This is a genomic window from Streptococcus sobrinus DSM 20742 = ATCC 33478, assembly GCF_000686605.1.
GTDB classification, from domain to species: domain Bacteria; phylum Bacillota; class Bacilli; order Lactobacillales; family Streptococcaceae; genus Streptococcus; species Streptococcus sobrinus.
On the sequence record NZ_JMLC01000019.1, the window covers coordinates 1 to 24,731 of the forward strand.

Consider the following 24,731-nt stretch of genomic DNA (forward strand, 5'->3'; position numbering starts at 1 on the left):
CAAATTGAGAGCATGCATTGGCAGTTGGATGTTGTCTTTCGTGAGGACGCCAACAAGACCTTGAATAAACAATTAGCTTTTAACTTGAACGTGCTGGATAAGTTTTGTTTAGCTGTGCTTAAACAGTTAGATGTTGGCAAGAAAATGAGTTTGAGACGGAAAAAATTCAACTTAGGGATGAACTTTGACCAGTATTTGAAGAAATTAATCTAGTCAAAAAAGTGATCGTCTATGGTAAAACAGAGAAGAAACATTCATGCGTTTGTCGTGCTTAATAGATGACCATAAGAGGTGGGCTTGACCACCTCTTTTTTTCTGTTTAACAGGATTTGGAAATCGACCAATTTAGGAACCATGGCCCAGAGATCTCTCGATTTTATTGGGCTTGCTCAAGGTTTATAGAGCTATGTGGCTTTCATTTCCTGGTTGACATTTCACAAAATGCTTATGATATAATGAGCTTACGATACTAAATAAATGAGGGTAGTTTATGGCTAAAAGTTCATCATATATTAAAGACGATCCATCCGGTTTCCCCTATGATTTTTACCAGACCCACTTAGCCTATGGACAGCCAGGAATCATGTACCACTGGCATCCTGAATTGGAAGTTTCTTACATCAGCAAGGGCAAAGGGACCTATCGCATAAATTATGAAGCTTTTGACTGTCAAACAGGGGATATCATGTTGATTCAACCCAATGCCATGCACTCTATTCAGGTAGCTACTGGACAAGAACTGACCACAAACACCTTTGGTATCAATCTGGACAATCTGGGGCGCTCTATTATTGACAAGTATAGTCAACGCTACCTACAACCTCTGCATAATGGTCATTTTAAATTGACGCCCCATATTCAACCTGATATGCTTGGTTACCAAGCCATTAAAACCTGTCTCTTCGACATTTTTACTTTAGTTAGTGAGCAGTCACTTTATTTTGATATGCTTTTAAAATCCAAGTGCCACGAACTGCTCTACCTACTCTTTAAGTACCGCTATATCAATCGCCACTATACAGACAATACCTATCAGAACTATCAAAAACTTAGGGAACTGATTGATTATATTAATGAGCATTATGCTGAGCATTTGACCATTTCCTTTTTAGCTGACTACTTTGGTTACAGCCGTACCCACTTCATGAGTATCTTTAAACAGCACACCGGCAGTAGCTGCCTTGAGTTCATCCTACAGTTGAGGCTCAACAAGGCCTGTGAACTGCTTGTGCAGACTAGCCTCACTATTCAGGATATTACGAGTCAAGTCGGCTTCTCCAACCAATCTAACTTTAATCGTCAGTTCAAGAAATACTATAAACTGACTCCCAGACAATATCGGCAAGAGTTTTCAGGAAAAATTTTGCGAGAATAGTGTTCCACTCCAAAACAAGATTACTCTATTCTGGGAAAACACAAAAAGGCTCTATATATCCTAAAAGGGATAATGAGCCTTTTCTTATCAATACTATTTGAAAATCAAAATCAGATAATTTGTGCTTACTAGTTTGCTTGACATTTTTAGAGGAATAGCGAACGAAGTGAGCTTGAAATGATATCTTCGCCCTAGTGATATGATTCACAACACCTGCGGGGTTGCGAATTACGGGAAATTGAGACCTTTAATAGAAGCTCATCATCAGCAAGGGAGTAAAGACATCAGCTGCTAAAGCAGCAAATGCCGCAGTAGTTGATTGCAGTCTTGGCACCACTTCGAGGTGCAGAAAGGACAGCTAGTCACCCTTGCTGGGGTAGTAAAATAGTCCGGTGGACTATTTTAGCCCGACACCTTGAAATTGGAAGTGAGGGACCACGAAGGTCTTGGAAGGTTTTGATGACTGTCAAAGCCCTTTCTATCTGACTCCCTAACGCCAATCGCTATGACGATTGACTAGCTCCCTCACTAACTCAGTTAGGCCAGTAAAATTGACTGTCCTAACTTCGTGTCACCATAAAACGCCTTTGGATTTAATAACCCCTTCCTCAAACGGTTTGTTCTTGCGTCCACACTAGTTAGAAGTGGCTGTTTTTTGCCTGAGCCTAGAAATGAAAAAGCGAAGGCTATCGAATTTTGAATTTGGTTAAGTATAAAAAGCTGTTATGGCATTACCACTGTCATCAAAGTCAGAGTAGTACTCAAAAATTATAAACCTTTCCTTTTATGCATGACAATGCAGCTCCTTCAGCCTTACCATGATAGATTGGAGGCATAATGCTTTTTCTTAAGGAATACGATCAGCAGTATAGCTATCATCCGATAAAATACGGGACAGAAAACGACGTGTCCGCTCTTCTTTAGGCGCTGTGAAGAACTCCTGAGGAGGAGCTGATTCAATGATATGACCACCATCCATAAAAACGATATGACTGGCAACATCTCTTGCAAAACTCATTTCATGTGTCACTACAATCATGGTCACACCCTCCTCAGCCAGTTGCTTCATAACCCCTAAAACATCTCCAATCAATTCTGGATCCAATGCAGATGTTGGTTCATCAAAAAAGATAACATCAGGCTTCACTGCAATCGCACGCGCAATGCCGATACGCTGCTGCTGACCACCAGACAGCTGATTAGGATGATAATCCTTATAACTTAGCAGTCCTACCTTCTCTAAAGCTTTTAAAGCTACTGTTTCTGCTTGTTCCCTTGGAATTTTTCTAGCAATAACAAGACCTTCCAAAATATTTTCCAGGGCTGTTTTGTTAGCAAAGAGATTATAATGTTGAAAGACAAAAGCTGTCTTCTTCCGAATAGTCAATATCTCTTTACGATTCAGGTCAGCTAGGTCATAAGACTGATTATCCAAAGTTAGCCGACCTTGATCGGCCTTTTCGAGATGATTGAGACAGCGCAATAAGGTTGTCTTCCCTGAACCACTAGGTCCCAGTATAACAATAACATCTCCTTTATTAACCTTTAAATCAACCTTATCAAGGACAGTCTTATCTCCAAATTGCTTTGATAATTTTTTAACATCTAACATAGATCCTCCTTAAGAAAAGTGCTTCTCTAAGGCTGAGAAGCCCCATTGGATGAAACCGCAGATAATAATATAAATAATGAAAATTACCAGATAAGATTCAAAATATTGGTAACCGTGAGCTGCTTCTACCTTGGCAATCGCCGTTATATCCTTAACCGTCATCACAAACACCAATGATGTCCCCTTAACGATATTAATGACTAGATTACAGAGATTGGGCAGAGCGTTTCGTAAAGCCTGAGGAAAGACAATCCTAAAATAGCTCTGAGTAGTGGTTAAACCAATAGACTGAGCCGCCTCTAGCTGTCCTTTATCAACAGTTAAAATAGCCGCACGTAAAATTTCTGATAAAGTTCCCGTTGTCATTAAGCTAAAGATAATAAAAGCATAATAAATAGGATTGAGTTTAAAAATATCAAGGCCGCTTGATTTTAAAAACGCATTTAAAATACTGGGTAAAAGACTGTAGAAAAATAAGATTAGGAGTATCGGCGGGGTTGCACGGATAAAGGCCAAATAGACTACCGAAAAAGCCGTCACACCTTTGATTTTATAAATTCTTCCTAATGCCAAAAAAAGGGCCGGTAAAAAACTTAATAGAAGCGAGACGACCATGATAGCTAAAGTAACAGGAACGCCTTTTAAGGAGAGTAAAAAAGTATGAATAATATAGTTAAAATCCATAAGCCCTCCTAACTATTTTCTAGATCTAGATGATGCTCCAGCAGATGAGAAGCCACTGATAAAATCAAGGCGAGTCCCCAATAAATAAAGGCAACAGCTGTATAAGTTTCCAAGGAATAATTGCCCAGATTACGGCTAATTAGTAAATTACCTGCTCCCATGACATCTACCAAACCAATCGTATAAGCTAAGGCAGCATCCTTCATCAAATTTAAAATAGCTGTTGTAATATTGGGCAGGGCAATTTTAAAAATCTGCGGTAACAAAATTCGTCTAAAGGTCTGATAGCCTGTCAAACCAATACTGAGGCCAGCTTCCATTTGTCCCTTAGGTACCGCTAAATAAGCAGCTTTAAAAACTTCTGACACAGATGCAGCAAAGAGTAACACCATGGTTACAACAACAAAAATCGTTCGTGACCAACCATCAACATCCAAATGGAGCCACCATGTCAAAAATTGAGGCAATCCATAAAAAACCAGAAAAAGCAAGACAATCGGCGGAGTACACCTTAGTGTAAATACATAAGCCCTAGCAAAACCAGCTAAACCAGTATCAGAACCTACCTGTGCCCAAGTCAGACTAGCTCCCAAAAGTGTTCCTAAGAACACCGTTAAAGCAATAACCCACAAGGTCACAGGGAGGGCAGACAAAATAATTGGAAGAACCTTAAAAATATAAGACGGTGTATAAGAAACCATGGCTTCCCCCCTTTATTTTGTTACATAATTGAAAACATCTTCTCCAAAATATTTCTTTGATAGCTTAGCTAGAGTTCCATCATTTTTCACTTCTTTAATAGCTTTGGTATAGTCCTTAACAAATTTTTTGTTGGATGTATTGCGATGAATCAAAGGGTAAGTCTCAATTCCTTTATAGGGAACCCACGTCAGCTGATCAGCGTATTTATGGTAAGCACCGTCCTTATCCTTAACAGCTTGTTCAAACGACAGCTTTATATCAAAATAAGCATCATAGCGTCCCTCAAGTACCCAAGCATAGGCATCCGCCATGGTAAAGCTTTCAGCAGCTTTAAGGTCTATGGTATGTTCCTTGTGTTTCTTATTATAATCTTCAATTACATTCCATTGGGCATTTTGAGGAGAAATAGGAACTAATTTGCCGCTTGATTGGGCAAAGGAATCAATATCTTTAAATTTTTCTTTATCGTCCTTGCGAATAGTAAAGCCAATAACACTGGCACCAATCGGATCATCAGGAATAATAAATTTTTGCGCCCGCTCCTTTGTATACCAAGCACCCTTAATCCCGATATCATATTTTCCGGATTCCAAACCAATTAGCAAATCTTCATCACTTGTACCGGTATAATCGAACTTATATTGAGGTAACTTCTTATCAATCGCTTTTAGAACCTCAACTTCATACCCTGTATGTTTTCCTTTATCATCAACATAATCATAAGGAGCATAATTCTGCGTATGGGCAATTTTTAAGGTTGTTACCTTATCACTATTAACTCCTTGTCCTGCAAAATGACGGCCGATAAAGGTACCGCCAATAAGTAAAACAAGAATTCCGCCTGCTATGAACCATTTTTTTGTGTTATTTTTTTGTGCCATCCATTGACCTCCATTCTACCAAGCAGCTGCTTCTTTTACCCAAGCTATGCGCTCAGCGCCGATATCACTTGGAATCGTGCAGTCAGCACCAATAATAGTGGCTCTCGTACCTGCTTCTTGTAAAAGTTCTTTCACACGCGCTTGAACTTCCTCTTTACTGCCACTGTACAACACTCCCTCTTGAGTATTGACAAAACCACCTAAAACAGGTTTTCCGCCAAAGAGCTCTCGTCCCTTGGACAGACTAACTCCTTCAGGCTTTACTGCCCAGTTATATACCTGCGCTGGATAGTCTTTAAAGAAACCGATATTGTTAGTAGCACCCTCATAGCCACAAATGTGAAGCACACTCACCCCGTCTATCTGATGAGCTGCTTCAAGAATTTTTAAATCACTCGGAGCTATGTAATGGCGGTAATCTTCGTCAGAAACTCTATCATCTTGAATAGACTGCACACTGAGATAAATACCATCAATTTTAGCTTCAGTAATTATCTTTCTGACTAAAATGGCAATATCACCAGCAATCGTATTTAGCACCCTTTTCAAGATTTGTGCATTTTCATGCAGAAAATCAGCAATAAAAGTATCTCCACTTGCTATCTGACCAGCTAACTGCCATTTGAAATAAGTTACAGGAGCGAAAATATTATAAATCGCAACGATGTCCTCCGTAAAACTATTTTTAATAGCCTTAACCAGCTCTACCTGTTGCTCAAACCAAGGATGGTCTTCACCAATAGAACTGATTTCAGATAAGTCTTGAATAGAGGAGACTCCTGTAGTAATTAGAGGGTTGGGATAAGTGAAAAAGCCATCGCTCATAATCTTAATAAAGTCAGGATCTACTTCCTTAATAAATTTACGATGTCCTTCAAGGTTCTTCTGAAAAATAGTGTGGTTATTAAGCCCTTGACCTAATTCATCTTCTGGCAAAAAATGGTACCAAAAACCGACCGGCACTCTGTCCACAGATTCTCCATGAAAGGCTTTTATGACTCTCTCTTTTCTACTGATAACCATAGACTTCCTCCTATAACATCCATTGCTTTTCTAAAAATATAAGTGTATTGAGACACCTACAAAACTTATTTTCATTCTATCACCTTCTAAGAATCTGTCTAATCTATATTTTTTATTCTCCGCTATAAATTTTTCTTATAGATAGCGTCGTGAGGCTAAAGTATTTTCAAGCGAGAACTATTGAACCAGTCTCCAATCACAAGCATTCAAAGAAACCTGATCCCCTGTTAAATCAGACGCCAATAATTGTTACCTCACCTTGGTAAACTTGTTGTCTTCTATTTTTTTCTGCAACCTCAAACAGTGCTCCTAAACTGGCACAAAGCTAAGACTTTAGAGTTCCCCAATAATATTGACTTCCTTTGCTTTTATTCCTTCCTATTCCCCTGAAATGAAGCCCATTGAACAGGTTTGGGCGGAGATTCGTAAAGACGGCTTCAAACACAAGGTCTTTAAAAACCTTAAAGAATATCATTAATCAGCTACAAGCGGCATCCAAGGACTTCATTGGCAGGATTTACAAACGATTGTCCACCAAAAGTGGACGGCCATTCTTTTCGAAAATATGACTTTCTTAAAGAGGAAAAAGATTTTCAGATTGTAATCTTATACTCTTTGAAAAACAAAATTAGCATTTGGGATATTTCTTAGGTTGTGCGGACGCAAGCAACCTCCTCCGGAGTTTCATTGCTAGTTTTTGAGCCTAGGGTCTCAAAATTTCCGTTATTCGTAACAGCGCAACTGTTACGAATAATACCACAAGGGCGAAAGTATCCCAATTTGTCTATTCTGTTTACATTAACTGAGATTAGAACAATGGATATTCTTTTGTAATAACTGCTATTTTTGAATTTAAATGAGTATTAACTAGAATCTTGGTTAAAATTTTTAAAAGGATGGTGGGGTTAGCTAATGACTATCTCAGTATCATGAGTACACATAAAAAGCCACTAGGAAACCTAGTAGCTCTTTTTATCCAAACTCAGCTACAAGCTTACTTTTTAAGGTTGTAGAATGAGTTGATTCCTTTATATTGAGCAACTTCACCAAGTTGATCTTCGATACGAAGCAATTGGTTGTATTTAGCCATACGGTCCGTACGTGACAGTGAGCCTGTCTTGATTTGACCAGCGTTAGTTGCAACTGCGATGTCAGCGATTGTTGAATCTTCAGTTTCACCTGAACGGTGTGATACAACGGCAGTGTATCCAGCTTCCTTAGCCATTTCAATAGCTTCGAAAGTTTCTGTCAAAGTACCGATTTGGTTAACCTTGATAAGGATTGAGTTTGCGGCACCTTCCTTGATACCACGTGCAAGGTAGTCAGTGTTTGTAACGAAGAAGTCGTCACCAACCAATTGAACACGGTTACCAAGACGTTCTGTGAGGGCCTTCCAACCTTCCCAGTCGTTTTCATCCATAGCATCTTCGATTGTGATGATTGGGTATTTGTTTACCAAACCTTCGATGTAATCGATTTGTTCTGCTGCAGAACGTTTAGCACCTTTTTCACCTTCGAATTTAGTGTAGTCGTAAACGCCATCTTCGTAGAATTCAGATGAAGCACAGTCGAAACCAAGCATGATTCCTTTTTCACCAGCTTCGTAACCAGCAGTTTCGATAGCCTTAAGGATAGTTTCTACACCATCTTCAATTCCGTCGAAACGAGGTGCGAATCCACCTTCATCACCAACGGCTGTTTCAAGACCACGTTCTTTAAGGATTTTCTTCAAAGCATGGAATACTTCAGCACCCCAACGAAGACCTTCCTTGAATGTTGGTGCGCCAACAGGCATAATCATGAATTCTTGGAAAGCAATTGGAGCGTCAGAGTGAGAACCACCGTTGACGATGTTCATCATTGGCGTTGGAAGAACTTTAGTGTTGAATCCGCCAAGGTAGCTGTAAAGTGGGATTTCAAGGTAGTCAGCGGCTGCGCGTGCTGCAGCGATAGACACACCAAGGATGGCATTAGCACCCAATTTACCTTTGTTAGGAGTACCATCAAGAGCGATCATTGCACGGTCGATTGCTTGTTGGTCGCGTACATCGTAACCGATGATAGCTTCTGCGATGATGTTGTTTACGTTGTCAACAGCTTTTTGAGTACCAAGCCCGCCGTAACGAGATTTGTCACCATCACGAAGTTCAACTGCTTCGTGTTCACCAGTAGAAGCTCCTGAAGGAACCATACCACGTCCGAAAGCACCTGATTCAGTATAAACTTCTACTTCAAGTGTTGGGTTACCGCGTGAGTCAAGGACTTCGCGTGCGTAAACATCAGTAATAATTGACATTACAATACTCTCCTTATGAGTTTAATTTTTTTACACCATAATAGTAACACAAACTTTGTTAATTCGCAAACAAGAACCGTATCATCTAAGAACTAAAACTGCCTAGCCATAAAGGTTCGTTGCAAAAGGAAAACCGATTATATATCCCACTTTCTCTGACACAAACAAGTCTTAGTAATTCACTTATCTTCAAATTCCAAGAACTAAAAACTAATAAGACTATTTTTCAAAATTTCTAAGCCCCTATTTCAAACTGGCTTAAGGCGGTCTAGCCATTCTCTCCTATTTTATGGTAGAATGAGTCTACGAGGTAATCTATGGACAATATAGAAAAGAAATTAATGGCTGCTGCTTCTGGGGAAACCAGACTCAAGCCTGATGAACAACGCCAGTACATTGGTACTTTTAGAGAGCGTGTCCTCTTAACTATTGATAAAAATATGGGCAACCGTGACGATGTCAAAGCGGTTTTTCCAAAAATCTTAGAGGATTTAAAGAGCAAGTACCCCGTCATCAAGATTAAATCCTGTGCCAATCTGACCCAGACCAATCAGGTCATCTACATGAAGATAGCTCAGGAAGCGGGTATCAGTTTCACCAATGTCAATGAAAAGGGCCAACACCTTTTTGACCTAATTATCCATACAGACAAGGCTGTTAATCTAGAGGAGACGGATATTTTCAAGGTCTATCCTCAGTACTTCCAAAAACCATCTGAGTCTGTCCCTGTAAAAAAGAGTTTCTGGAAAAAACTATTTAAGTAGGCTAATTGGCCGATGTCATTAAGTTAAGCCGCTTCATTCATTTTTTAGAATGGAGGGGCTTTTTTATTTTAGCTGACCTATAGCCAAGGACTATACCACTGAACTATAATTAACTATTTTTCAAATGGAGTCAGACAAGGTACAATATTTTCATAACATTTAGTAAAAAAATGAGGTGAGACAGATGACACAAGCAAAATTTCAACTGGTAGGATCACTCCTGCGACCGGCTAATCTCCGTCAGTATAAGACAGAAATTGAGCAACGCGATGATATTAGCTATCCCTTCTACGATGCTCTTCCTGGCTATCAAGAAACGGAAACTGCAGATATCAAAGAAATTGTGGCCCAACAAAAGGCTCATGATATTTCTCCCTTGACCGATGGCGAATTTGGCCGCTCCATGTGGCATCTGGACTTTATCTGGGGGCTCCAAGGTATTGAACGCTACATCGCCCAACAAGGTTATACCTTCCAAGACCATGAAGAGGGAGATTTTGAAACCCGAAAGGATATTGGTATCCGCATTACCACTCCACTTTCCGGTAAAAATCACCACTTCCTTGATATTTACAAGTTGGTGAAGGCAGAGGCTGGTGACCAACCGACCAAGCAAACCATTTGGGGACCTGCCCACGCTTACACAGAGCTGGCAATTTTCGATGAGCTTGCTGGGCCCGACCAAGTTTACAAGACTAATGAAGAGCTCAGGGCTGGACTCATTGGGGCCTATAAGGAATTTTTGAGCGAATATAAGGAAGCTGGCGGGGAAATCGTCCAATTTGATGACTGTCTCTGGGAGCTCTTTGATGCTAGCAATCCGCTGACACCATTTGCCGGTCTTAGCAATGAACAACTGGCTGGATTAGCAGACGACTTTATAGCCATCAACAATGAAGTCGCTGACTACGGCCACCAAATTGGACTCAAGGTCTGGACCCACAACTGTCGTGGTAATTACGAAAGTCGTTCGGCAACTGGTGGAACCTATGAGGCCATCGCTAAGAAATTCCTGGCCAACCAGCACTACGACCGCTTCTTCCTAGAATGGGATAACGATACCTCCGGCGACATTAAGGCACTGGAAGCATTGAAAGATAAGGATGCTGAGGTTGTTCTAGGGCTGATCTCTTCGAAAACAACTGACCTAGACGACGAAGAGCGAGTTTACAAGTTGCTGGAAGAAGCCAGTCAAATTCTATCTAAGGAACGCCTCTTTCTCTCCCATCAATGTGGCTTTGCTTCCTGTGATTCAGGAAATGAATTAGCCATTCCCCAACGATGGAAAAAGATTGAACAAGGTCAAAAAATTGCAGAAAAATTCTGGTCATAATCATAACCCCCCGTCAAACGAGTGGTTTGCACAGGGGCTATAAGCCCCAAAAGCTAGCCAGCGCCTAAAGACGCTGGCTTTCACTTTGTTCAAGCCTCACTGCTCTTGACGCGTCACTTGCCTCTTAAAGAGGCATTCGTATTACTTGCCATCACCCCTAAAGGGGTCTTCATATTCTTTGACGCTCAATTTATCAAGTGCAATATCATGTTTTTCTTGCTCTTGAATATATTTTTTAATAGTGGCTTCATTGAGTCCGACCGTACTCACATAATAGCCCTCTGCCCAGAAATGCCGATTCCCAAATTTATAGTTGAGGTTGGCGTGTTTGTCAAACATCATGAGAGCACTTTTACCTTTCAAATAACCCATGAAACTTGAGATACATATCCTTGGTGGGATGCTTACTAACATATGAACATGATCTGGCATCAGATGACCTTCGATAATGTCTACACCTTTATAATCACATGGCCTATGAAATATCTCTCCGAGACTACTCTTGTATTGATTATAGATGACTTTTCGTCTATACTTAGGGGTAAAGACGATGTGGTACTTACACATCCACTTTGTATGTGATAAACTATGTGCTTTTTTGGCCCCTCAACTTTTTTATTTCAAGGCTTCGGCAAAAATCATCCTCTGGATAATTTTTCTTCTCCTCCCGTTTTACAATCGGCTTGAACACCTTTATTGTAGCTCGTTTGGAGTTTTTTTGTGTATAATTATTGATGCACACCCGCATAGCGGGTGGTTTAGTTGTTTCGCACCTACGGAGCGAAACTGACTAAAGTCGCTAATTAAACATCCAATCTAGACCCCAACCTAGATTGGATTTTCTATGCCTCTTGGCGACTGCGAAGCAGAGCTTAGAGGCATTGATACAGTTTGAACAATAATGAGAACTAGGCTCCTAACTAATTTTTGGAGATTTTCGAAGACAGAAATCTAGGGCCACTACTCCTCTTCCCCCCCCCAGGATGAGAATTTCTTTCTAAATGACTTGCTTTATGCTAAAATCGGATTAAGTGAGGAGCAATATACATGAAAAATAATTATATCCACGAAATTAAGGTTTTTGAAAATCACGAACTGGAAACCCTTGACTATGGTCACGTCCTTGTAAAGACGCAAATCGTCAAATCATCTCTCAATTACTACGGCCATGCTCACGGTGGTTATCTTTTTACCTTGTGCGACCAGATTAGTGGCCTAACGGTAATTTCTACTGGCTTTGATGCCGTTACCCTCCAATCTAGTATCAATTATCTGAAAGCTGGAAACTTGGGGGATAAGCTGACTATTGAAGGAAACTGTACCCACGACGGTCGCTCAACCAAGGTTATCGAAGTTACTATCCGCAATCAAGATAAGGATATGGTGGCTAAGGCCAGTTTCACCATGTTTGTGACAGGCCAGCATCAAGAAGAAATTATCAAGTAGGATATATTTTGCAGGTTGTTACTACTAGTCTGAGACCGAAAAAGTCAAGTTGAATTTTTGACCCACCCACCACTACCTCATGGACAAAAGGGAAACAAAACCATCTAACTAGAAAAAGAGTGCTTTTTCGACACTCTTTCCTAGTCTTCAAAAAAATCTCTAAAGTCTGTTTGAATAAATCTAATATCGGGATGGCTTCTGGCCACCTCGTTTTTTGTCTTGTCTAGCCAGATGATTTTATTAGGATTCTCTTGCAAAACCAAGCCTGCCAAGGGATAGACTTCCAAGGTTGAGCCAATGACCAGAATACAATCACTCGACTGGGTCCAAGAAGCCGCTAATGCCAAATTACATGAATCAATGGCATCACCATAGAGGATAATCTGGGTGTCAACGTGGTCAGCCAAGATAGCCAAAGGGTCCCTGCTTGTCAGCCCGTGAGCGTGTTCCATAATGGCTTGCTCATCTCGCAGGTCAATTTCTTGCAGACAGATTTGACAAATTCCCTTATCGGCCTTGCCATGAAATCCAATCACATCCTTGGAACCGGCTAGGCGGTGCAGGCCATCAATATTTTGGGTCAAAACTGGAACAGTCTGTTTGGCGATCCAACGATGGACCTTGTTAGGCTCAAGCTTTTGGAGAAATTGCTGCTTGTGCCAGATCCAGAATTCCCTAGAATAGGCTTGGAAAAAGGGGCGGGACAAAATCTCCCGGGCTTGAAAATAACGATTATTAAGCTCCATTCCTTGCATGGTCGTGTAGTCAGGCACACCCGATAGAGTTGAAACACCAGCACCCGTAACAACTAGGGGCTGTTGAGCATCTTTGATTCGCTTTTCGAGGTCTTTTTGAGTCATAGTTTCCTCCAATCTCTTAGCTTTATTATACTACTAAATATACCTGTTTTAGATATTGCAGAGTCCTTAGGTATAAAAAAAGAGCTCCTAGGAGCTCTCGCTTATTTTGAAAAAGGAAGATAATCCTTGCTAAAGACGACTTGCTCTTCGGTCAGGCCCGTTAACTTAAGAAATTTAGCCTTGAAATCCTCCAAGGAATCTTCGGAATGACCATACCATTCGTCTCCGCTAGTGATGTACCACTTGGCAAGAGACTTGATTTCCTCAGTCACCTGAGGTATAGCAGACTTGTCTTTAAAGTTAACCATATAGACAACTTCAAAGACAGATGCTGCCATTTTATTTTTTAGACTTCTAAGTTTATCAAAAGCCATCTGTTTACCTACTTTCAATAAGTTAAGGAAATAGTCCAGAGAATGGCTCTATCTCCTAGGGCAACCACTAGTGTGGTTTGCCTAAACTTCTTACTAAGCCAGATATGCGAGCATTATTGGCTCTCTTATCTGGCTGTTGCTAAAGGATGCTGATTGCAAAGGACTTGCTATCAGTTTGTCCAGCCCTAACGAGACTGACATTTCGCTTGTCCTCGAAGTAATCGGACTCATCCAGGCAAGTTGAGAGACCACTCCAAGGCTCTAGAGCAACAAAGGGACTGTGGTTGGTCGTGGACCAGAGCACCAGATAAGGAAAATCCTCAAAATCAAGCCGAATGCCTTTATCATGTTTGCGAGAACGCAAACTAACCCGACGGGATTTAAGCTGATCCAAAGTGATAGCATCCTGGGTAAACAAGTCGTAGTTCAGCCCCAAGATCTTCTGCCGGTCTAGAAACGGACTACGGTCCTGCAGGTCTAGAAGGCCAGTATCCGGAAAGGACTTGGGCACTGAGCAGGTTTCCTCCTGCTCAAACTCTAAATAATAATCTTCATAATTTTCACCCGCTAGCAGGGGACAATTGAAACCTGGGTGCCCGCCAATAAAGTAGGGCATAGTTTTTTCGGTCTCATGATTAGTCACCAGGTAATCAACCCTTATGGTCTTGCCTGTCAGCCTGTAGCGGTTTCGTAACTCAAAGTGATAGGGATAGGCCTTGAGCATTTCTTCGGTCGCCTTAATAGAGAAGGTCACCGAATCATCAGTCACTTCATCTAGGGTGAAATACTCTTTTCTAACCAAGCCATGCCGAGGCATGGAGCCTGTAAAATGAGGCCGTTCTGCCGGTCGATAAACCGTCCAATTGAGCCTGAGACTACCACAGATGGGAAAGAGGACCGGTGCTTGACCCGACCAGAAGTCAGGATTACCCTGCCAAAGATATTCTACCCCATCCTTATCTTTAATGGAAGTCAAAGCTCCACCAAAGTCACTAAACTGGACCTGCAAGTCATCATTTTTTAAACTTACTACCATAAACTCCTCCATAGACTGAAGGAGGCTGGAATCTGCCCAAGCCTCCTAATCACATATAAACCAGCCAGTCTACTCAATTTTCTGAGTCTGAGCTAGTTGCTTGTACCAGTAGGCACTCTTCTTAGGATAACGTTCTTGGCTATCGAAATCAACATAGAAGAGGCCATAACGTTTTTCATATCCGTTGGACCAGGAGAAAACATCCATGAGCGACCAGATAAAGTAACCCTTGACATTGGCTCCATCCTTGATGGCATCCGAGAGGACCTCCAAGTGCTGTTTGACATAGTCAATTCGAGCATCGTCGTAGACAGTATTATCAACAAATTCATCCTTGTAGCCCAGGCCGTTTTCGGTGATATAGATTTTCTTGTAGTTGGGATAATCTCGTTTGACCCGCATGATTTGATCATAGAGGCCTTGAGGGTAGATAATCCAATCCCAGTCAGTCTTAGGAACATTGGTTGGAGCAACTCTGCGACCAACTCCCTTGATTTGATACTTGGAACTGCCTTTCTGCCCCTTACCGTTGTGAATGATTTCAGTCTCGCCATCAAAGGCAGCCATCCAGTCACTCATATAATAATTGATACCTAGAAAATCATTCAAGTCCTTGGCAGCTTCCAGAGCTTGGAAATCTTCTGGCCGTAAATCCAATTCTCCGCCATTGACTGCCAAGATGTGTTTGACTCCTTCCATGGTCCGGTCAGAATAATGCCCCAGATAGGTGGCATCAAGAATAAATTTATTATGAATAATATCTTCCAACTCGGCAGCACGCACATCGGCCGGATTATCAGGATCAAGAGGATACTTGGTTGGCAGAGCGTGAACCACACCAATTTCACCAGAATAACCTGCATCCTTGTAGAGTTTGACAGCACTGGAGTGGGCCAGCATCATATTATGGTGGGATTGAAAGACCTTGGCCAGGTCGTATTTAATACCCGGAGGAAATTTACCAACTAGGTACTGACCATCACCGATAGGACCAATTTCATTGAAGGTGGTCCAATAGTTGACCTCAGGGAATTCCTTAAAACAGAAGGCTGCATAATCTACGAAATGGTCGATATTTTCCCGATTGAGAAAGTCACCATTGGAATGGAGAGCTGCAGGTGTATCGAAATGGTGGAGGGTCACAAAGGGCTCAACATGTCGCTTGTGACATTCGGCAAAGAGCTTATGGTAGAACTCTACCCCTTTTGGATTGACCTGACCATAGCCGGTCGGGAAAATACGGGACCAGGCAATAGAAATCCGAATCCCATTAACCCCAAACTCCTCAGCCAATTTCAAATCAACTGGATATTTATGATAGAAATCACTAGCCGGTTCAGCCGTGTACCAGTAGTTTTCTTCCAAATACTTGTCCCAAGCCACAGGACCTTTACCATCCGTCTTGGTTGCCCCTTCCGCTTGGTAGGCCGCCGTCGCCCCACCAAAAATAAAGTCTTTTGGCAAAGTTTTCATTTTCAAACCACTCCTTAATCTTTAAACTGTTCTTCTACGAAGGCCAAGGCTCCTTTACCATCACGAGTCAATTTAATATATTGGGCCCCTTCTGTTTTGGCTAACTTAATACCCAACTTGTCGGTTTCAGCCTTCATATCGTCGTAGTTGGATGCCACTTGAGGGGCTAGAACAACCAATTGATACTGAGGTAGAATTTCACGGTGAGCCCCGTAGCTACCAGCGGCTGCCTTAACCGGTACATTGTATTCAGCGGCTGCCTTATTGAGAGCATTAGCCAAGAGTCCACTCGTACCACCACCAGCACAGAGGACTAGTACATTGGTTTCTTCTTGAATGTTTCCACTTCCGCCATTAGACTTGGCTTCTGAATTTTCTAAGATAGCATCAGCCTTCTTAGTATCAAAGTTGGCAGCGACCTTTTCCTTGAGAGAGTCTGCTACATCTCCACCTGCTGCTTCTTCCGCTAAAATTTGTTCATCATAAACCTTAAGGAATGGATAATAGATAGCAATATCAACAACAATCAAGAGAGCAGCAAGAGCAAATGATAAAGTTGCAAAACCTGTCCCCATAACAATTCCCAAAGGACCCGGAGTTGTCCAGGGTAGGTTGACACTAAAACTATTCATGTCCAGAGTATCAACAAAGAATTTGAACAACCAAACATTAACAATTGGTGTTAGAACAAATGGAATAAAGAAGACAGGATTTAAAACGATAGGTGCTCCAAAGAGAATTGGCTCATTAACCCCAAAGAAAGTTGGAACAACTGAGGCACGCCCGATGGCCCTGTTTCGTTTCGACTTAGTCAACCACATGAACATAAATGGTACAACCAGAGTTGCCCCTGTACCACCCATCGTAGCAATGAACATTTGAGTACCGGAGGTGATTACCTTGTCAGCATGTTGGCCAGCCTGCAATAATTGGTAGTTAGTTTCGACATTGGCATAAGAAATTGCAGCAATCGCTGGTTCAACAATAGATGGACCATGGATACCAACAAACCAGAAGAGAGCATAGGCACCAAAAATAATGGTAATTCCAAGATAACCATCTGCTGCCGAGAACAAGGGAGCCAAAAGGGTTCCAATTGATTCCGCGACATTTACACCGATAAGGGTGTGCACCACTAATTGAATGGCATAGAGAATAATGATTGAGAAGGCAAAAGGGAAAATATCTTTAAAGACTTGAGAGATATTTGGTGGAACCTCCTCAGGCATCCGAATGGTAACATTGTGTTTGACACAGAATTTATAAACATTAACAGTAATAAAGGCTGCAATGAAGGCAGTTAAAAGTCCCTTTGTCCCCATAAAGGCACTAAGGAAGCCACCTTCTTTGGCAGGATCTGCCGCCATAATCAGGAAGCCCGCCATTGAGGCCAACATGGTCGAAATAAAGTTAATTTGATTGGTGCTTTCCAAACGACGATTCATAGAATCTGTCAGAGATTTTGCCGTCGTTCCAGCAACCAAGAATCCGATAATTCCCATGGTGTAGTTGTAGGGAGTCATCAGACCATTTTCAATAGCTTTTGGCCAAGTGAAACCAAAAATATTTGGTACATAGGCAATTAAGAGGAAGATACTCGAAAACAGAATTACTGGCATGGCTGAAATGAAGCCATCACGAATAGCCCGCAAATAAATATTTCGAGACACCTTCTCAAAGAAAGGTTTTCCCTTTTCAATTTGAGCAATTAAGGTATTCATAGTTAATTTCCTCTCTTATATAGTTCGACAATGTGGTTAATCAAGTCTTTGATGACCATGGTCGTCATCAAGTGGTCTTGACCGTGCATCATGGTTACGCTGAAAGCAATGTCATCGCCAGATGCTTCTTTTTGTAGCAAACTGGTTTGAGCATTGTGAGCATCAACCAAACAAGCATCCGCTTCAGCAATTAGCCTATCTGTCTTTTCGTAGTCACCAGCCTGAGCCGCCTTCAATGCTTCAAGTAACTTTGAGCGGGCATCACCAGCATAGGCAACAATTTCGAAACCTAATAAGGTCGTTTCTTCTCTGTTCATAGTTTTCCTCCCTCTATGTTGCTTTAGAGAATTGGCTTATAGTAAGCGTTGAATGTGTAAGGCGATATAAAATCTTTCGCTTCGGTAGTTATCTATCCCTGTTTCGGTTGTAATAATCCGATAGATTTCATCAGCAATTTGATAAGCCTTTGGATAGGTCTGCTTTATCTGATCTTCCATTTCTAGCAAAGACAAATTATCGTCTCGACTTCTATCCAAGTATTCAATGAAATAAGTCAAATGAACCATCAAGCGGTCATAGAAATTGACATTAGTCTTAGTCCGTTTAATATCATATTGTTCCAGAATCTTTTGAACTTGTTCTAGAATCGTTTTCGCCGTACGGACCTTTAATTTTTTATCATCCACTTTTAAGCTCTTAGCATTAATAAAGTGCAGAGCAATTTTTCCAATCTCATCATCAGGGAAGTCAGCCAAGAGCTTACTTCTAAAGATTGCTAAAGCTTCTGTAGCCATCTGATACTCTTCTTGGTATTCTTGCGATAATTGACGAATATCACTCTTTTGATAGGTATTATCCAAGATAGCTTTGTATGAGCAGTAAATATGGTCAGTCAGGGTTACATACAGATATTCTTGAACAGGGTAATGATATTTGCTGGATAAGCTGTCAATTGCATCATAGGTGACCGTAATAAAATCAAGAGGGACATCCCTTAAGAGTGTCAAGAAATTTTCTTTGGACTCTGAGCTCTTTAGTGAAAATACTTTTTCAATTTTGTCGCTAACAATTAAGTCGCCTTTGGACTTCTTATATGTAATTCCCAACCCCATAACAACTGCTTGCTCTCCGTATTTATTTTTTACAAGGGCTACGTTATTATTCAGGGCCTGAACAATCCGATACATGGTTTTCCTCCTTTCTAATTTCAAACAAAAAGAGACCACAAACAAACCCAAGAAATTTACTAATTCTCCGATTCATTTGTAGTCTCGCCTAGTCTGATTAGTTACGATCCACCCTATTCAATTATGTACTTATATTAACATAAACAAGGAAAAATGTAAACCCTTACTTTTCATGATATTTTCAAAGATAATTTCAAGTAACCTTAGAAATACAATGCTTATCATTAAATGCTAGGCACTTCTCCTTCTCTAAACACAAATCACTTATCTACTGCTTTTAAGCCTTTTCCTGCCAAGAGGTGGCTGTTGCTTGTAGGATCTTGTTCAATTGGTCAATGTTTTGGAAACCTGTGGTCCGCAACCACTGACGGGCTGCTTCAGGACCATTTTCAATATAATCTTTAACGCTACCTGCCCAAGTGGCACGGCCACAGAGAACCCCGTTGAAATTAGCTCCAGACTCATGAGCAAAGACCAAGGTGTCTTGGAAGAGTTTAGCTGAAACACCTGCACTGAGGTAGATATAAGGCAGGTTGGTTGCTGCTTCTTGTTGTTTGAAGTAGTCAGCAGCTTCTTCCTTACTGTAGACCACCTCTCCATCACCAAAGCCTTGGACAAAGTTCATATTAACCGGAACTTCAACCTTGAGCACATCAATGTTAAAGCGGGCTTCTGAGAAAACCTTCATAGCCCCTAGAACCTTGTGCGGTTTAACTTTAGCAAACTCTGCACTCTTGGTATCCGCAATCTTTTCGTCATAGGCCAGAATTTCCAAGAAGAAAGGAATATCTTCGGCAAGGCATTCAGAGCCAACTCGTTCAATATAGGCTTGCTTTTGCTGATTGAGCTCTTCGCTACTATCCACATCATAGTAGAGCAAGAATTTAACAGCATCAGCCCCCTGCTCTTTCAAACGTTTTGCCGACCAGACATCCAAACAATCTGGCAGACGCTTGGTACTAGTAGTATCATAGCCCGTTTTTTCGTATGCTAAGAGAAGACCAGCATTTTTATCTAAAACCTTGGTCGCTGGCAGGCCATATTCAGGGTCCAAGAGCATGGATGAAGCATAGGGTGTTAATTCTTCTGCCACCAACACTTTCAACTCTTCCATTTGGGCAACGCTTGGCTCAGCATCTTGGTACTGAGCCATCAATCGCTTGAGGGCCCCCCTTTGGTCAAAAGCCAAGGCCGAAATGATGCCCTTGTCATCACTTAATTTTTCCATGTATTTGCGTTTTCCTTCAGTCAATACCATTTTACTTCCTCACAATATTTGAATTTTTCGTAACAACTAGGTTTATGGTCAAAATTATGGTCAATGAAAATCAAAAACAGACACGGGACTCACTAGAGAGGCAAGCTAACGATGCGATATTCTTGATTTTCCAAAACCATTAATCGTGGTATTCGCCACGGTTCCACTTATCAAGGAATTCCTTGAAGAAATCTGGGTCAGTCTGGTCTTTATTGGCTGTTTGCAAATGTTCGATTTTAGCAATCAGCTTCTTATTTTCTGGCGTTTCCTTATAATCGGCATTGATAAAGGCATCAATGATGTCATTCATCAAGAGGCCGCCAGTAATCTTGCCCCCGAAACCAATAACATTGGCATTTAGTTCTTCTTTGGCATAGAGGGCTGTCGTCATGTCTCTAACGAGGGCTGAGCGAATGCCAGGAACCTTGTTGACGGCATTATTAATCCCAACACCTGTCCCACAGATACAAACTCCTAGGTCAGCCTTACCGCTTGCAACTGCTTCACCAACCCGTTTACCATAGATAGGATAATGAGTCCGAACATGGTCATAGGTCCCAAAGTCAAGCACTTCATGACCTTTCGACTTCAGGAATTCAGAAACGGCCATTTTTTCATCCGTTACGATATGGTCACAACCAATAGCAATTTTCATTTTTTTCCTCCAATTCAAGTCAGTTCCCTAGCACATCTTATTTAGCATATCGACACGGATTTGGTGACGGCCACCATCATAGTGACCTTCAACGAAGCCCTTGGCGATATTCTTAGCCAACTCATCTCCAACAATTTCAGCTCCCATGGTAATCATGCGGGCATTATTGTGGGCCCGAGTCATATAGGCTGAGCGTTCGTCGGAAACTTCCGCTGCTACCATGCCTTTAATCTTGGTAGCTACCATGAAGGGACCAGCCCCATAGGCATCCACTACAATTCCTAGGTTACCTTCAGCCGCATTGACTTCCTTAGCCACAGCCAAGGTAACATCTACAAAATCTTCTTGGGAACTGTCGCTGACATCACGGACATCCAGCCCCTTATCTTCTAAATAAACCTTGATAAGGTCTTTTAATCTTTTGCCTGCCTGATCGGCACCAAGTACAATAGCCATTTTCGTTCTCCTTTGTTTGCTTTTGTTTGCTACGAGATTATAATAAACCTAAACAAACATTTTGTCAAGAAGAAATTGAACGTTTTTGTTTGTTTTAAAAACACGCTGCAAACCCTTTCGAATTAATACTTCTCGACTTTCTTTACAAAAATCTTCGAAAATTTTTATAAAAGTTTCTTGTGACTTTTTGTTTGTAAATGTGTTTTTTGCTTGTTTAATATGATATAATGGCATCACAATAAAGGACAGGAGTAGCTGAATGATAAAAAAAGAACGCTTAAATTGGATATTGGAACAGCTATCCCAGCATTCTATCATTACGGTCAATGACATTATGAATGCTCTCGATGTCTCCGATATGACCGTCCGTCGTGATTTAGCTCAATTAGAAAAAGAGCACCGTTTAATCCGTATTCACGGGGGTGCTCAAAGTCTTAATCAATTAAACCGTCAAGAAAAGACCAACCTGGAAAAGCAATCCCAACAGGTGGCTGAAAAGCGACAGATTGCGGCTTTTACCGCTAAGCGGATTCAAGATGGGGAGACTATTTTTATCGGCCCTGGAACGACACTAGAATTTCTGGCTCAGGAATTGGTCGACCGCAAGTTAAGGATCATTACCAACAGTCTGCCCATCTTTGAAATTTTGCAGGACAGTCCCAGCGTTGACCTACTCCTGATTGGTGGCGAGTACCGTCCCATTACTGGGGCCTTTGTTGGCTCCCTAGCTAGCAATAATATTGACAGCTTGGTCTTCTCCAAGGCCTTCATTGGAGCCAATGCCATCTATAAGGACGCTGTGGCCACCTATAGTGAGTCCGAAGGTACCATCCAAGAATTAGCTCTCAATAAATCCATTGAAAAATACCTCCTGATTGACCACAAGAAATTTGACTCCTACGACTTCTTCGTCTTCTATAAAACTAGCGATTTCAACTATGTCATCACCGATAGCAAACTGAGCGATGAGACCAAAGCTGAATATGAGAAACTGACCCATATTCTGAAAGCCGAGAAGAACTAAAATGCCCTATTAAAAGACCATCAAGTTTTAAACCTGATGGTCTTTTAAAGATTAGACGAGTAGGACTTTGGCATAAAGGGTGCTTTTTCGTATATACAAAATGATACTTCTATGCTATAATAGTCATAAATAAAAGTTGGAGGTTTAACCATGCCATTAACTGTCAATAAGTGGGGAAATAGTATTGCTATTCGTCTTCCCAAGCAATTAGTCCAAGAACTCAAACTACAAAAAGATGATATTTTAGATTATAAAATATCAAATAATAAATTAATTTTAGAAAAAAAATCCGAAATTCCCGAATTAACTGTTGAAGACCTTTTTAAGGACTACAAGGGAGAACCCGTAGATACGACTCCCTTTATTTTTGAGAGTAAGGGAAATGAACAATGGTAGAAATCAAGCAAGGAACTATAATAAAAATTAATCTAGACCCCAAGGAGGGACATGAACAAAGGGGCTATCGTCCTTATGTCTGTTTGAGTCATAGTGTGGTGCAAAATTATTCCAATATAGCAATCTTTGCACCAATCAGTAATACCAAGCGTGACTACCCTTTTTATGTCCCCCTCAAAGGTACCAAATCAACTGGCAAAGTTTTACTTGACCAGCTGGTAACAATTGATTTCAGAGCGAGAAAGTATAAATTCGTCGAAGATATTGCAGATTCTTTGCTCATTGAACTCCTATCACGTGTTAAAGTCATTTTTGAGAAAGAGTAGGGATTTCCATTTATAATGGCCATCAAGTTCAAATTTGGTGTTCTTTTCTTGTTCAACGTTCAATATTTACCAATGTCATTATTTGACAAGACTCCTAAAATTCGATAGATTAACTATGACATAAAGAAGTCCTGCCTTGACATTTGGCAACGGAAAAGCCCCCTACGTCTCCCACAAAGTGAAGTAGGAGGCTTTTTACTTGGCTTCGGTTGCCAAGTTCCGACCTAGTGACACCTAAACGTCACCTTTCTTATCTAGCCATTTAGAATTACTCAATTAGTTAATGATTTATGTTCATTTTCCTAATGTAGTCGTATTGAGAGAGTAAGTTGCTAATTTTGAATTTCAAAGAGTATTACTTAGGCGGTGTAGTTAGTGCCAGAAAGTGTTATAACATATCCGCTTCCACCAGAAAACGGCCAGAAATCTCTAGTCGTTTTTATCTATTTTTAAAATTAAAGCCAGCAAAATCTATCCTCCCCCTCACCCCTCTTCATCTGCCTGAAAATTGGTGGAGTGGCTTGACTTCCATTCTTTGATGTAGTTGAGGCGGTCCTTGATGCGGCTTTCATTGCCCTGGTCGGTTGGTTGATAATAGACATGGTCGGCCACGCTTTGGGGACGGGTTGGCATGGTGGTTAACTTATCATCATAGAAATGAGCTAGCTGATAGCCCTTGCCATAGCCAACTTCCTTCATCAGCTTGGTTGTGGCATTTCGCAAATGCAAGGGAACGGGCTCATTGAGGGTTTTCTTGATGTCTTTTTGAACGGCGATCCTAGCCTTATAGGTGGCATTGGATTTTGGGGCCAAGGAGAGATAAATCACGCACTGGGTCAAGTGAACATCGCACTCAGGCAAACCGATATAGCGACAGGCCTGAAAGACATTAATAGCTAGGTTGAGGGCATTATTATCGGCCAAGCCAATATCTTCGCTAGCAAATCGCACCAGACGTCTAGCGATATAAACAGGGTCTTCACCACCCGCCAACATTCGTCCCAGCCAATAGACGGCTGAGTCGGCATCACTATTTCGCATGGATTTGTGGAGAGCGGAGATGATATTGTAGTGCTCCTCGCCATCCTTATCGTACTGCAGGGTCTTGTTGCTCAGGAGGTCTGCGACCAATCTTTCGGTGATGGTGACTTCGTCCTGCTCCCTATCGCTGTTGAGCACCAGCATTTCTAGGGTATTGAGGGCGGTCCTGGCATCGCCATTGGCGTAGACGGTTAGGCTATCCAGGAGTTGGTCAGAGATTTGTACTTGAGTATTGGGAAAGGCTTGCTGGGAATTAAGAACTCGCTTAAGGAGGCCAAGAATATCCTCCTTAGTCAAGGATTTCAAGACAAAAACACGGGTCCTGGACAGGAGGGCATAATTGACCTCAAAGGAGGGATTTTCGGTCGTTGCCCCAATCAAAATGATACTTCCCTTTTCGACGTAGGGCAGAAAGGCATCCTGCTGGGCCTTGTTAAAGCGATGGATTTCATCAATAAAGACAATGGTCTTCTCACCAAAACTGCGATTTTCCTCGGCCTCATTCATGATGGTCCGAATCTCCTTGATACCATTCATGACGGCACTAAAGGTAATAAACTTGGCATTGGTTTTCTTGGCAATGATTTCTGCTAGGGTCGTCTTGCCAACACCAGGTGGGCCCCAGAAAATCATGGAGGAGACCTGGTCTTTTTCAATCATTTCTCGTAAAAATTTTCCCTGACCAACTAGGTGGTCTTGGCCGACAAAATCGTCCAAAATTTGCGGTCGCATCCTGCTGGCTAAGGGAGCAGATTCTTGCATATCTGCATCAAAAAGCGAGGCTTGGGGCATACTGTTTCTCCTCATT

General features: G+C 41.4%; 25 protein-coding genes and 2 pseudogenes. 9 read left to right on the forward strand and 18 right to left on the reverse strand.

Translation table 11 applies throughout. The features are described from left to right. Both BS63_RS01000000110980 and BS63_RS0107015 read left to right on the forward strand, forming a co-directional pair. Positions 1–213: pseudogene (locus BS63_RS01000000110980) on the forward strand (ISAs1 family transposase); the annotation flags it as partial. 277 nt (positions 214–490) lie between these two features. Then, on the forward strand, positions 491–1,375 hold the full coding sequence (locus tag BS63_RS0107015; RefSeq protein ID WP_002963377.1) for an AraC family transcriptional regulator: 885 nt from the start codon (positions 491–493) through the stop codon (positions 1,373–1,375). 847 nt (positions 1,376–2,222) lie between these two features. Here the strand turns inward: BS63_RS0107015 and BS63_RS0107020 are convergent. Genes BS63_RS0107020 through BS63_RS0107040 form a run of 5 tightly spaced genes read right to left on the reverse strand, consistent with a single transcriptional unit; the run spans position 2,223 to position 6,277 of the window. Then, positions 2,223–2,987: an amino acid ABC transporter ATP-binding protein gene (locus tag BS63_RS0107020; protein ID WP_002961373.1), complete on the reverse strand. Its 765-nt coding sequence runs from the start codon at positions 2,985–2,987 to the stop codon at positions 2,223–2,225. A 9-nt stretch (positions 2,988–2,996) separates the two neighbouring features. Continuing rightward, entirely contained in the window at positions 2,997–3,671 is a 675-nt protein-coding gene (locus BS63_RS0107025; protein ID WP_002961371.1) for an amino acid ABC transporter permease, read from the reverse strand. An 8-nt stretch (positions 3,672–3,679) separates the two neighbouring features. Continuing rightward, positions 3,680–4,372, reverse strand: coding sequence for an amino acid ABC transporter permease (locus BS63_RS0107030; protein ID WP_002961369.1), 693 nt, complete (start codon positions 4,370–4,372; stop codon positions 3,680–3,682). A 12-nt stretch (positions 4,373–4,384) separates the two neighbouring features. Beyond that, positions 4,385–5,254 (reverse strand): transporter substrate-binding domain-containing protein, encoded by an 870-nt coding sequence (locus BS63_RS0107035; protein ID WP_002961367.1) that lies wholly within the window; start codon positions 5,252–5,254, stop codon positions 4,385–4,387. Positions 5,255–5,269: 15 nt separating this feature from the next. Next, positions 5,270–6,277, reverse strand: a complete 1,008-nt coding sequence (locus tag BS63_RS0107040) for a uroporphyrinogen decarboxylase family protein (protein WP_028798513.1) — start codon at positions 6,275–6,277, stop codon at positions 5,270–5,272. Between the two features lie 315 nt (positions 6,278–6,592). Here BS63_RS0107040 and BS63_RS1000000112280 point away from each other — a divergent pair. Next, a pseudogene (locus BS63_RS1000000112280) lies at positions 6,593–6,881 on the forward strand (hypothetical protein); the annotation flags it as partial. Between the two features lie 390 nt (positions 6,882–7,271). Here BS63_RS1000000112280 and eno read toward each other — a convergent pair. Next, positions 7,272–8,573: a surface-displayed alpha-enolase gene (eno, locus tag BS63_RS0107050; protein ID WP_002961436.1), complete on the reverse strand. Its 1,302-nt coding sequence runs from the start codon at positions 8,571–8,573 to the stop codon at positions 7,272–7,274. A 317-nt stretch (positions 8,574–8,890) separates the two neighbouring features. Here eno and BS63_RS0107055 point away from each other — a divergent pair, with 317 nt between their 5' ends. Next, entirely contained in the window at positions 8,891–9,337 is a 447-nt protein-coding gene (locus tag BS63_RS0107055; protein WP_002961432.1) for a DUF1694 domain-containing protein, read from the forward strand. Positions 9,338–9,521: 184 nt separating this feature from the next. Further along, a complete protein-coding gene (locus BS63_RS0107060; RefSeq protein WP_002961430.1) occupies positions 9,522–10,670 on the forward strand; it encodes a cobalamin-independent methionine synthase II family protein in 1,149 nt (382 codons plus the stop codon). Between the two features lie 141 nt (positions 10,671–10,811). Here BS63_RS0107060 and tnpA read toward each other — a convergent pair whose 3' ends face one another. Then, on the reverse strand, positions 10,812–11,237 hold the full coding sequence (tnpA, locus tag BS63_RS0107065) for an IS200/IS605 family transposase (RefSeq protein ID WP_019773605.1): 426 nt from the start codon (positions 11,235–11,237) through the stop codon (positions 10,812–10,814). A gap of 480 nt (positions 11,238–11,717) precedes the next feature. On the opposite strand from tnpA, the gene BS63_RS0107070 reads away from it, so the two are divergent. Next, a complete protein-coding gene (locus BS63_RS0107070) occupies positions 11,718–12,116 on the forward strand; it encodes a PaaI family thioesterase (RefSeq protein WP_002962917.1) in 399 nt (132 codons plus the stop codon). 140 nt (positions 12,117–12,256) lie between these two features. Here BS63_RS0107070 and BS63_RS0107075 read toward each other — a convergent pair whose 3' ends face one another. From BS63_RS0107075 to lacA, 10 genes are all read right to left on the reverse strand, one after another. Continuing rightward, on the reverse strand, positions 12,257–12,976 hold the full coding sequence (locus tag BS63_RS0107075) for a Sir2 family NAD-dependent protein deacetylase (protein WP_002962915.1): 720 nt from the start codon (positions 12,974–12,976) through the stop codon (positions 12,257–12,259). 101 nt (positions 12,977–13,077) lie between these two features. Then, positions 13,078–13,350 (reverse strand): DUF3884 family protein, encoded by a 273-nt coding sequence (locus BS63_RS0107080; protein WP_002962913.1) that lies wholly within the window; start codon positions 13,348–13,350, stop codon positions 13,078–13,080. A gap of 139 nt (positions 13,351–13,489) precedes the next feature. Next, complete coding sequence (locus BS63_RS0107085) at positions 13,490–14,386, reverse strand: aldose 1-epimerase family protein (RefSeq protein ID WP_002959745.1); 897 nt, start codon at positions 14,384–14,386, stop codon at positions 13,490–13,492. 69 nt (positions 14,387–14,455) lie between these two features. Further along, positions 14,456–15,859, reverse strand: a complete 1,404-nt coding sequence (gene lacG, locus BS63_RS0107090; RefSeq protein WP_002959743.1) for a 6-phospho-beta-galactosidase — start codon at positions 15,857–15,859, stop codon at positions 14,456–14,458. A 14-nt stretch (positions 15,860–15,873) separates the two neighbouring features. Next, on the reverse strand, positions 15,874–17,580 hold the full coding sequence (locus tag BS63_RS0107095; protein ID WP_019772430.1) for a lactose-specific PTS transporter subunit EIIC: 1,707 nt from the start codon (positions 17,578–17,580) through the stop codon (positions 15,874–15,876). A 2-nt stretch (positions 17,581–17,582) separates the two neighbouring features. Beyond that, positions 17,583–17,897 (reverse strand): PTS lactose/cellobiose transporter subunit IIA, encoded by a 315-nt coding sequence (locus BS63_RS0107100; RefSeq protein ID WP_002959739.1) that lies wholly within the window; start codon positions 17,895–17,897, stop codon positions 17,583–17,585. Positions 17,898–17,933: 36 nt separating this feature from the next. Then, on the reverse strand, positions 17,934–18,767 hold the full coding sequence (locus BS63_RS0107105) for a PRD domain-containing protein (protein WP_002959738.1): 834 nt from the start codon (positions 18,765–18,767) through the stop codon (positions 17,934–17,936). A 277-nt stretch (positions 18,768–19,044) separates the two neighbouring features. Continuing rightward, positions 19,045–20,025: a tagatose-bisphosphate aldolase gene (lacD, locus tag BS63_RS0107110; RefSeq protein WP_002959735.1), complete on the reverse strand. Its 981-nt coding sequence runs from the start codon at positions 20,023–20,025 to the stop codon at positions 19,045–19,047. Positions 20,026–20,164: 139 nt separating this feature from the next. After that, positions 20,165–20,680 carry a galactose-6-phosphate isomerase subunit LacB gene (gene lacB / locus BS63_RS0107115; RefSeq protein WP_002959732.1) on the reverse strand — a complete coding sequence of 172 codons (516 nt, stop codon included), beginning with the start codon at positions 20,678–20,680 and terminating at the stop codon, positions 20,165–20,167. Positions 20,681–20,707: 27 nt separating this feature from the next. Next, complete coding sequence (gene lacA, locus BS63_RS0107120; protein ID WP_002959730.1) at positions 20,708–21,136, reverse strand: galactose-6-phosphate isomerase subunit LacA; 429 nt, start codon at positions 21,134–21,136, stop codon at positions 20,708–20,710. A gap of 259 nt (positions 21,137–21,395) precedes the next feature. Between lacA and BS63_RS0107125 the strand changes: the two genes are divergently transcribed. From BS63_RS0107125 to BS63_RS0107135, 3 genes are all read left to right on the forward strand, one after another. Then, positions 21,396–22,160, forward strand: a complete 765-nt coding sequence (locus BS63_RS0107125; protein WP_019769317.1) for a DeoR/GlpR family DNA-binding transcription regulator — start codon at positions 21,396–21,398, stop codon at positions 22,158–22,160. Between the two features lie 150 nt (positions 22,161–22,310). Beyond that, entirely contained in the window at positions 22,311–22,556 is a 246-nt protein-coding gene (locus tag BS63_RS0107130) for an AbrB/MazE/SpoVT family DNA-binding domain-containing protein (RefSeq protein WP_002959726.1), read from the forward strand. Next, positions 22,550–22,882 carry a type II toxin-antitoxin system PemK/MazF family toxin gene (locus tag BS63_RS0107135; protein WP_002959724.1) on the forward strand — a complete coding sequence of 111 codons (333 nt, stop codon included), beginning with the start codon at positions 22,550–22,552 and terminating at the stop codon, positions 22,880–22,882. The genes BS63_RS0107130 and BS63_RS0107135 overlap by 7 nt, the downstream gene beginning before the upstream one ends. Positions 22,883–23,365: 483 nt before the next feature. Here BS63_RS0107135 and BS63_RS0107140 read toward each other — a convergent pair whose 3' ends face one another. Then, positions 23,366–24,715: a replication-associated recombination protein A gene (locus BS63_RS0107140; protein ID WP_028798514.1), complete on the reverse strand. Its 1,350-nt coding sequence runs from the start codon at positions 24,713–24,715 to the stop codon at positions 23,366–23,368. Between the last annotated feature and the right edge of the window lie 16 nt (positions 24,716–24,731).

Bases quoted from the DNA above. Each gene is read 5' to 3' on its own strand.
- BS63_RS0107015 (WP_002963377.1), top strand. From the start codon at position 491: ATGGCTAAAAGTTCATCATATATTAAAGACGATCCATCCGGTTTCCCC.
- BS63_RS0107020 (WP_002961373.1), bottom strand. From the start codon at position 2,987: ATGTTAGATGTTAAAAAATTATCAAAGCAATTTGGAGATAAGACTGTC.
- BS63_RS0107025 (WP_002961371.1), bottom strand. From the start codon at position 3,671: ATGGATTTTAACTATATTATTCATACTTTTTTACTCTCCTTAAAAGGC.
- BS63_RS0107030 (WP_002961369.1), bottom strand. From the start codon at position 4,372: ATGGTTTCTTATACACCGTCTTATATTTTTAAGGTTCTTCCAATTATT.
- BS63_RS0107035 (WP_002961367.1), bottom strand. From the start codon at position 5,254: ATGGCACAAAAAAATAACACAAAAAAATGGTTCATAGCAGGCGGAATT.
- BS63_RS0107040 (WP_028798513.1), bottom strand. From the start codon at position 6,277: ATGGTTATCAGTAGAAAAGAGAGAGTCATAAAAGCCTTTCATGGAGAA.
- eno (WP_002961436.1), bottom strand. From the start codon at position 8,573: ATGTCAATTATTACTGATGTTTACGCACGCGAAGTCCTTGACTCACGC.
- BS63_RS0107055 (WP_002961432.1), top strand. From the start codon at position 8,891: ATGGACAATATAGAAAAGAAATTAATGGCTGCTGCTTCTGGGGAAACC.
- BS63_RS0107060 (WP_002961430.1), top strand. From the start codon at position 9,522: ATGACACAAGCAAAATTTCAACTGGTAGGATCACTCCTGCGACCGGCT.
- tnpA (WP_019773605.1), bottom strand. From the start codon at position 11,237: ATGTGTAAGTACCACATCGTCTTTACCCCTAAGTATAGACGAAAAGTC.
- BS63_RS0107070 (WP_002962917.1), top strand. From the start codon at position 11,718: ATGAAAAATAATTATATCCACGAAATTAAGGTTTTTGAAAATCACGAA.
- BS63_RS0107075 (WP_002962915.1), bottom strand. From the start codon at position 12,976: ATGACTCAAAAAGACCTCGAAAAGCGAATCAAAGATGCTCAACAGCCC.
- BS63_RS0107080 (WP_002962913.1), bottom strand. From the start codon at position 13,350: ATGGCTTTTGATAAACTTAGAAGTCTAAAAAATAAAATGGCAGCATCT.
- BS63_RS0107085 (WP_002959745.1), bottom strand. From the start codon at position 14,386: ATGGTAGTAAGTTTAAAAAATGATGACTTGCAGGTCCAGTTTAGTGAC.
- lacG (WP_002959743.1), bottom strand. From the start codon at position 15,859: ATGAAAACTTTGCCAAAAGACTTTATTTTTGGTGGGGCGACGGCGGCC.
- BS63_RS0107095 (WP_019772430.1), bottom strand. From the start codon at position 17,580: ATGAATACCTTAATTGCTCAAATTGAAAAGGGAAAACCTTTCTTTGAG.
- BS63_RS0107100 (WP_002959739.1), bottom strand. From the start codon at position 17,897: ATGAACAGAGAAGAAACGACCTTATTAGGTTTCGAAATTGTTGCCTAT.
- BS63_RS0107105 (WP_002959738.1), bottom strand. From the start codon at position 18,767: ATGTATCGGATTGTTCAGGCCCTGAATAATAACGTAGCCCTTGTAAAA.
- lacD (WP_002959735.1), bottom strand. From the start codon at position 20,025: ATGGTATTGACTGAAGGAAAACGCAAATACATGGAAAAATTAAGTGAT.
- lacB (WP_002959732.1), bottom strand. From the start codon at position 20,680: ATGAAAATTGCTATTGGTTGTGACCATATCGTAACGGATGAAAAAATG.
- lacA (WP_002959730.1), bottom strand. From the start codon at position 21,136: ATGGCTATTGTACTTGGTGCCGATCAGGCAGGCAAAAGATTAAAAGAC.
- BS63_RS0107125 (WP_019769317.1), top strand. From the start codon at position 21,396: ATGATAAAAAAAGAACGCTTAAATTGGATATTGGAACAGCTATCCCAG.
- BS63_RS0107130 (WP_002959726.1), top strand. From the start codon at position 22,311: ATGCCATTAACTGTCAATAAGTGGGGAAATAGTATTGCTATTCGTCTT.
- BS63_RS0107135 (WP_002959724.1), top strand. From the start codon at position 22,550: ATGGTAGAAATCAAGCAAGGAACTATAATAAAAATTAATCTAGACCCC.
- BS63_RS0107140 (WP_028798514.1), bottom strand. From the start codon at position 24,715: ATGCCCCAAGCCTCGCTTTTTGATGCAGATATGCAAGAATCTGCTCCC.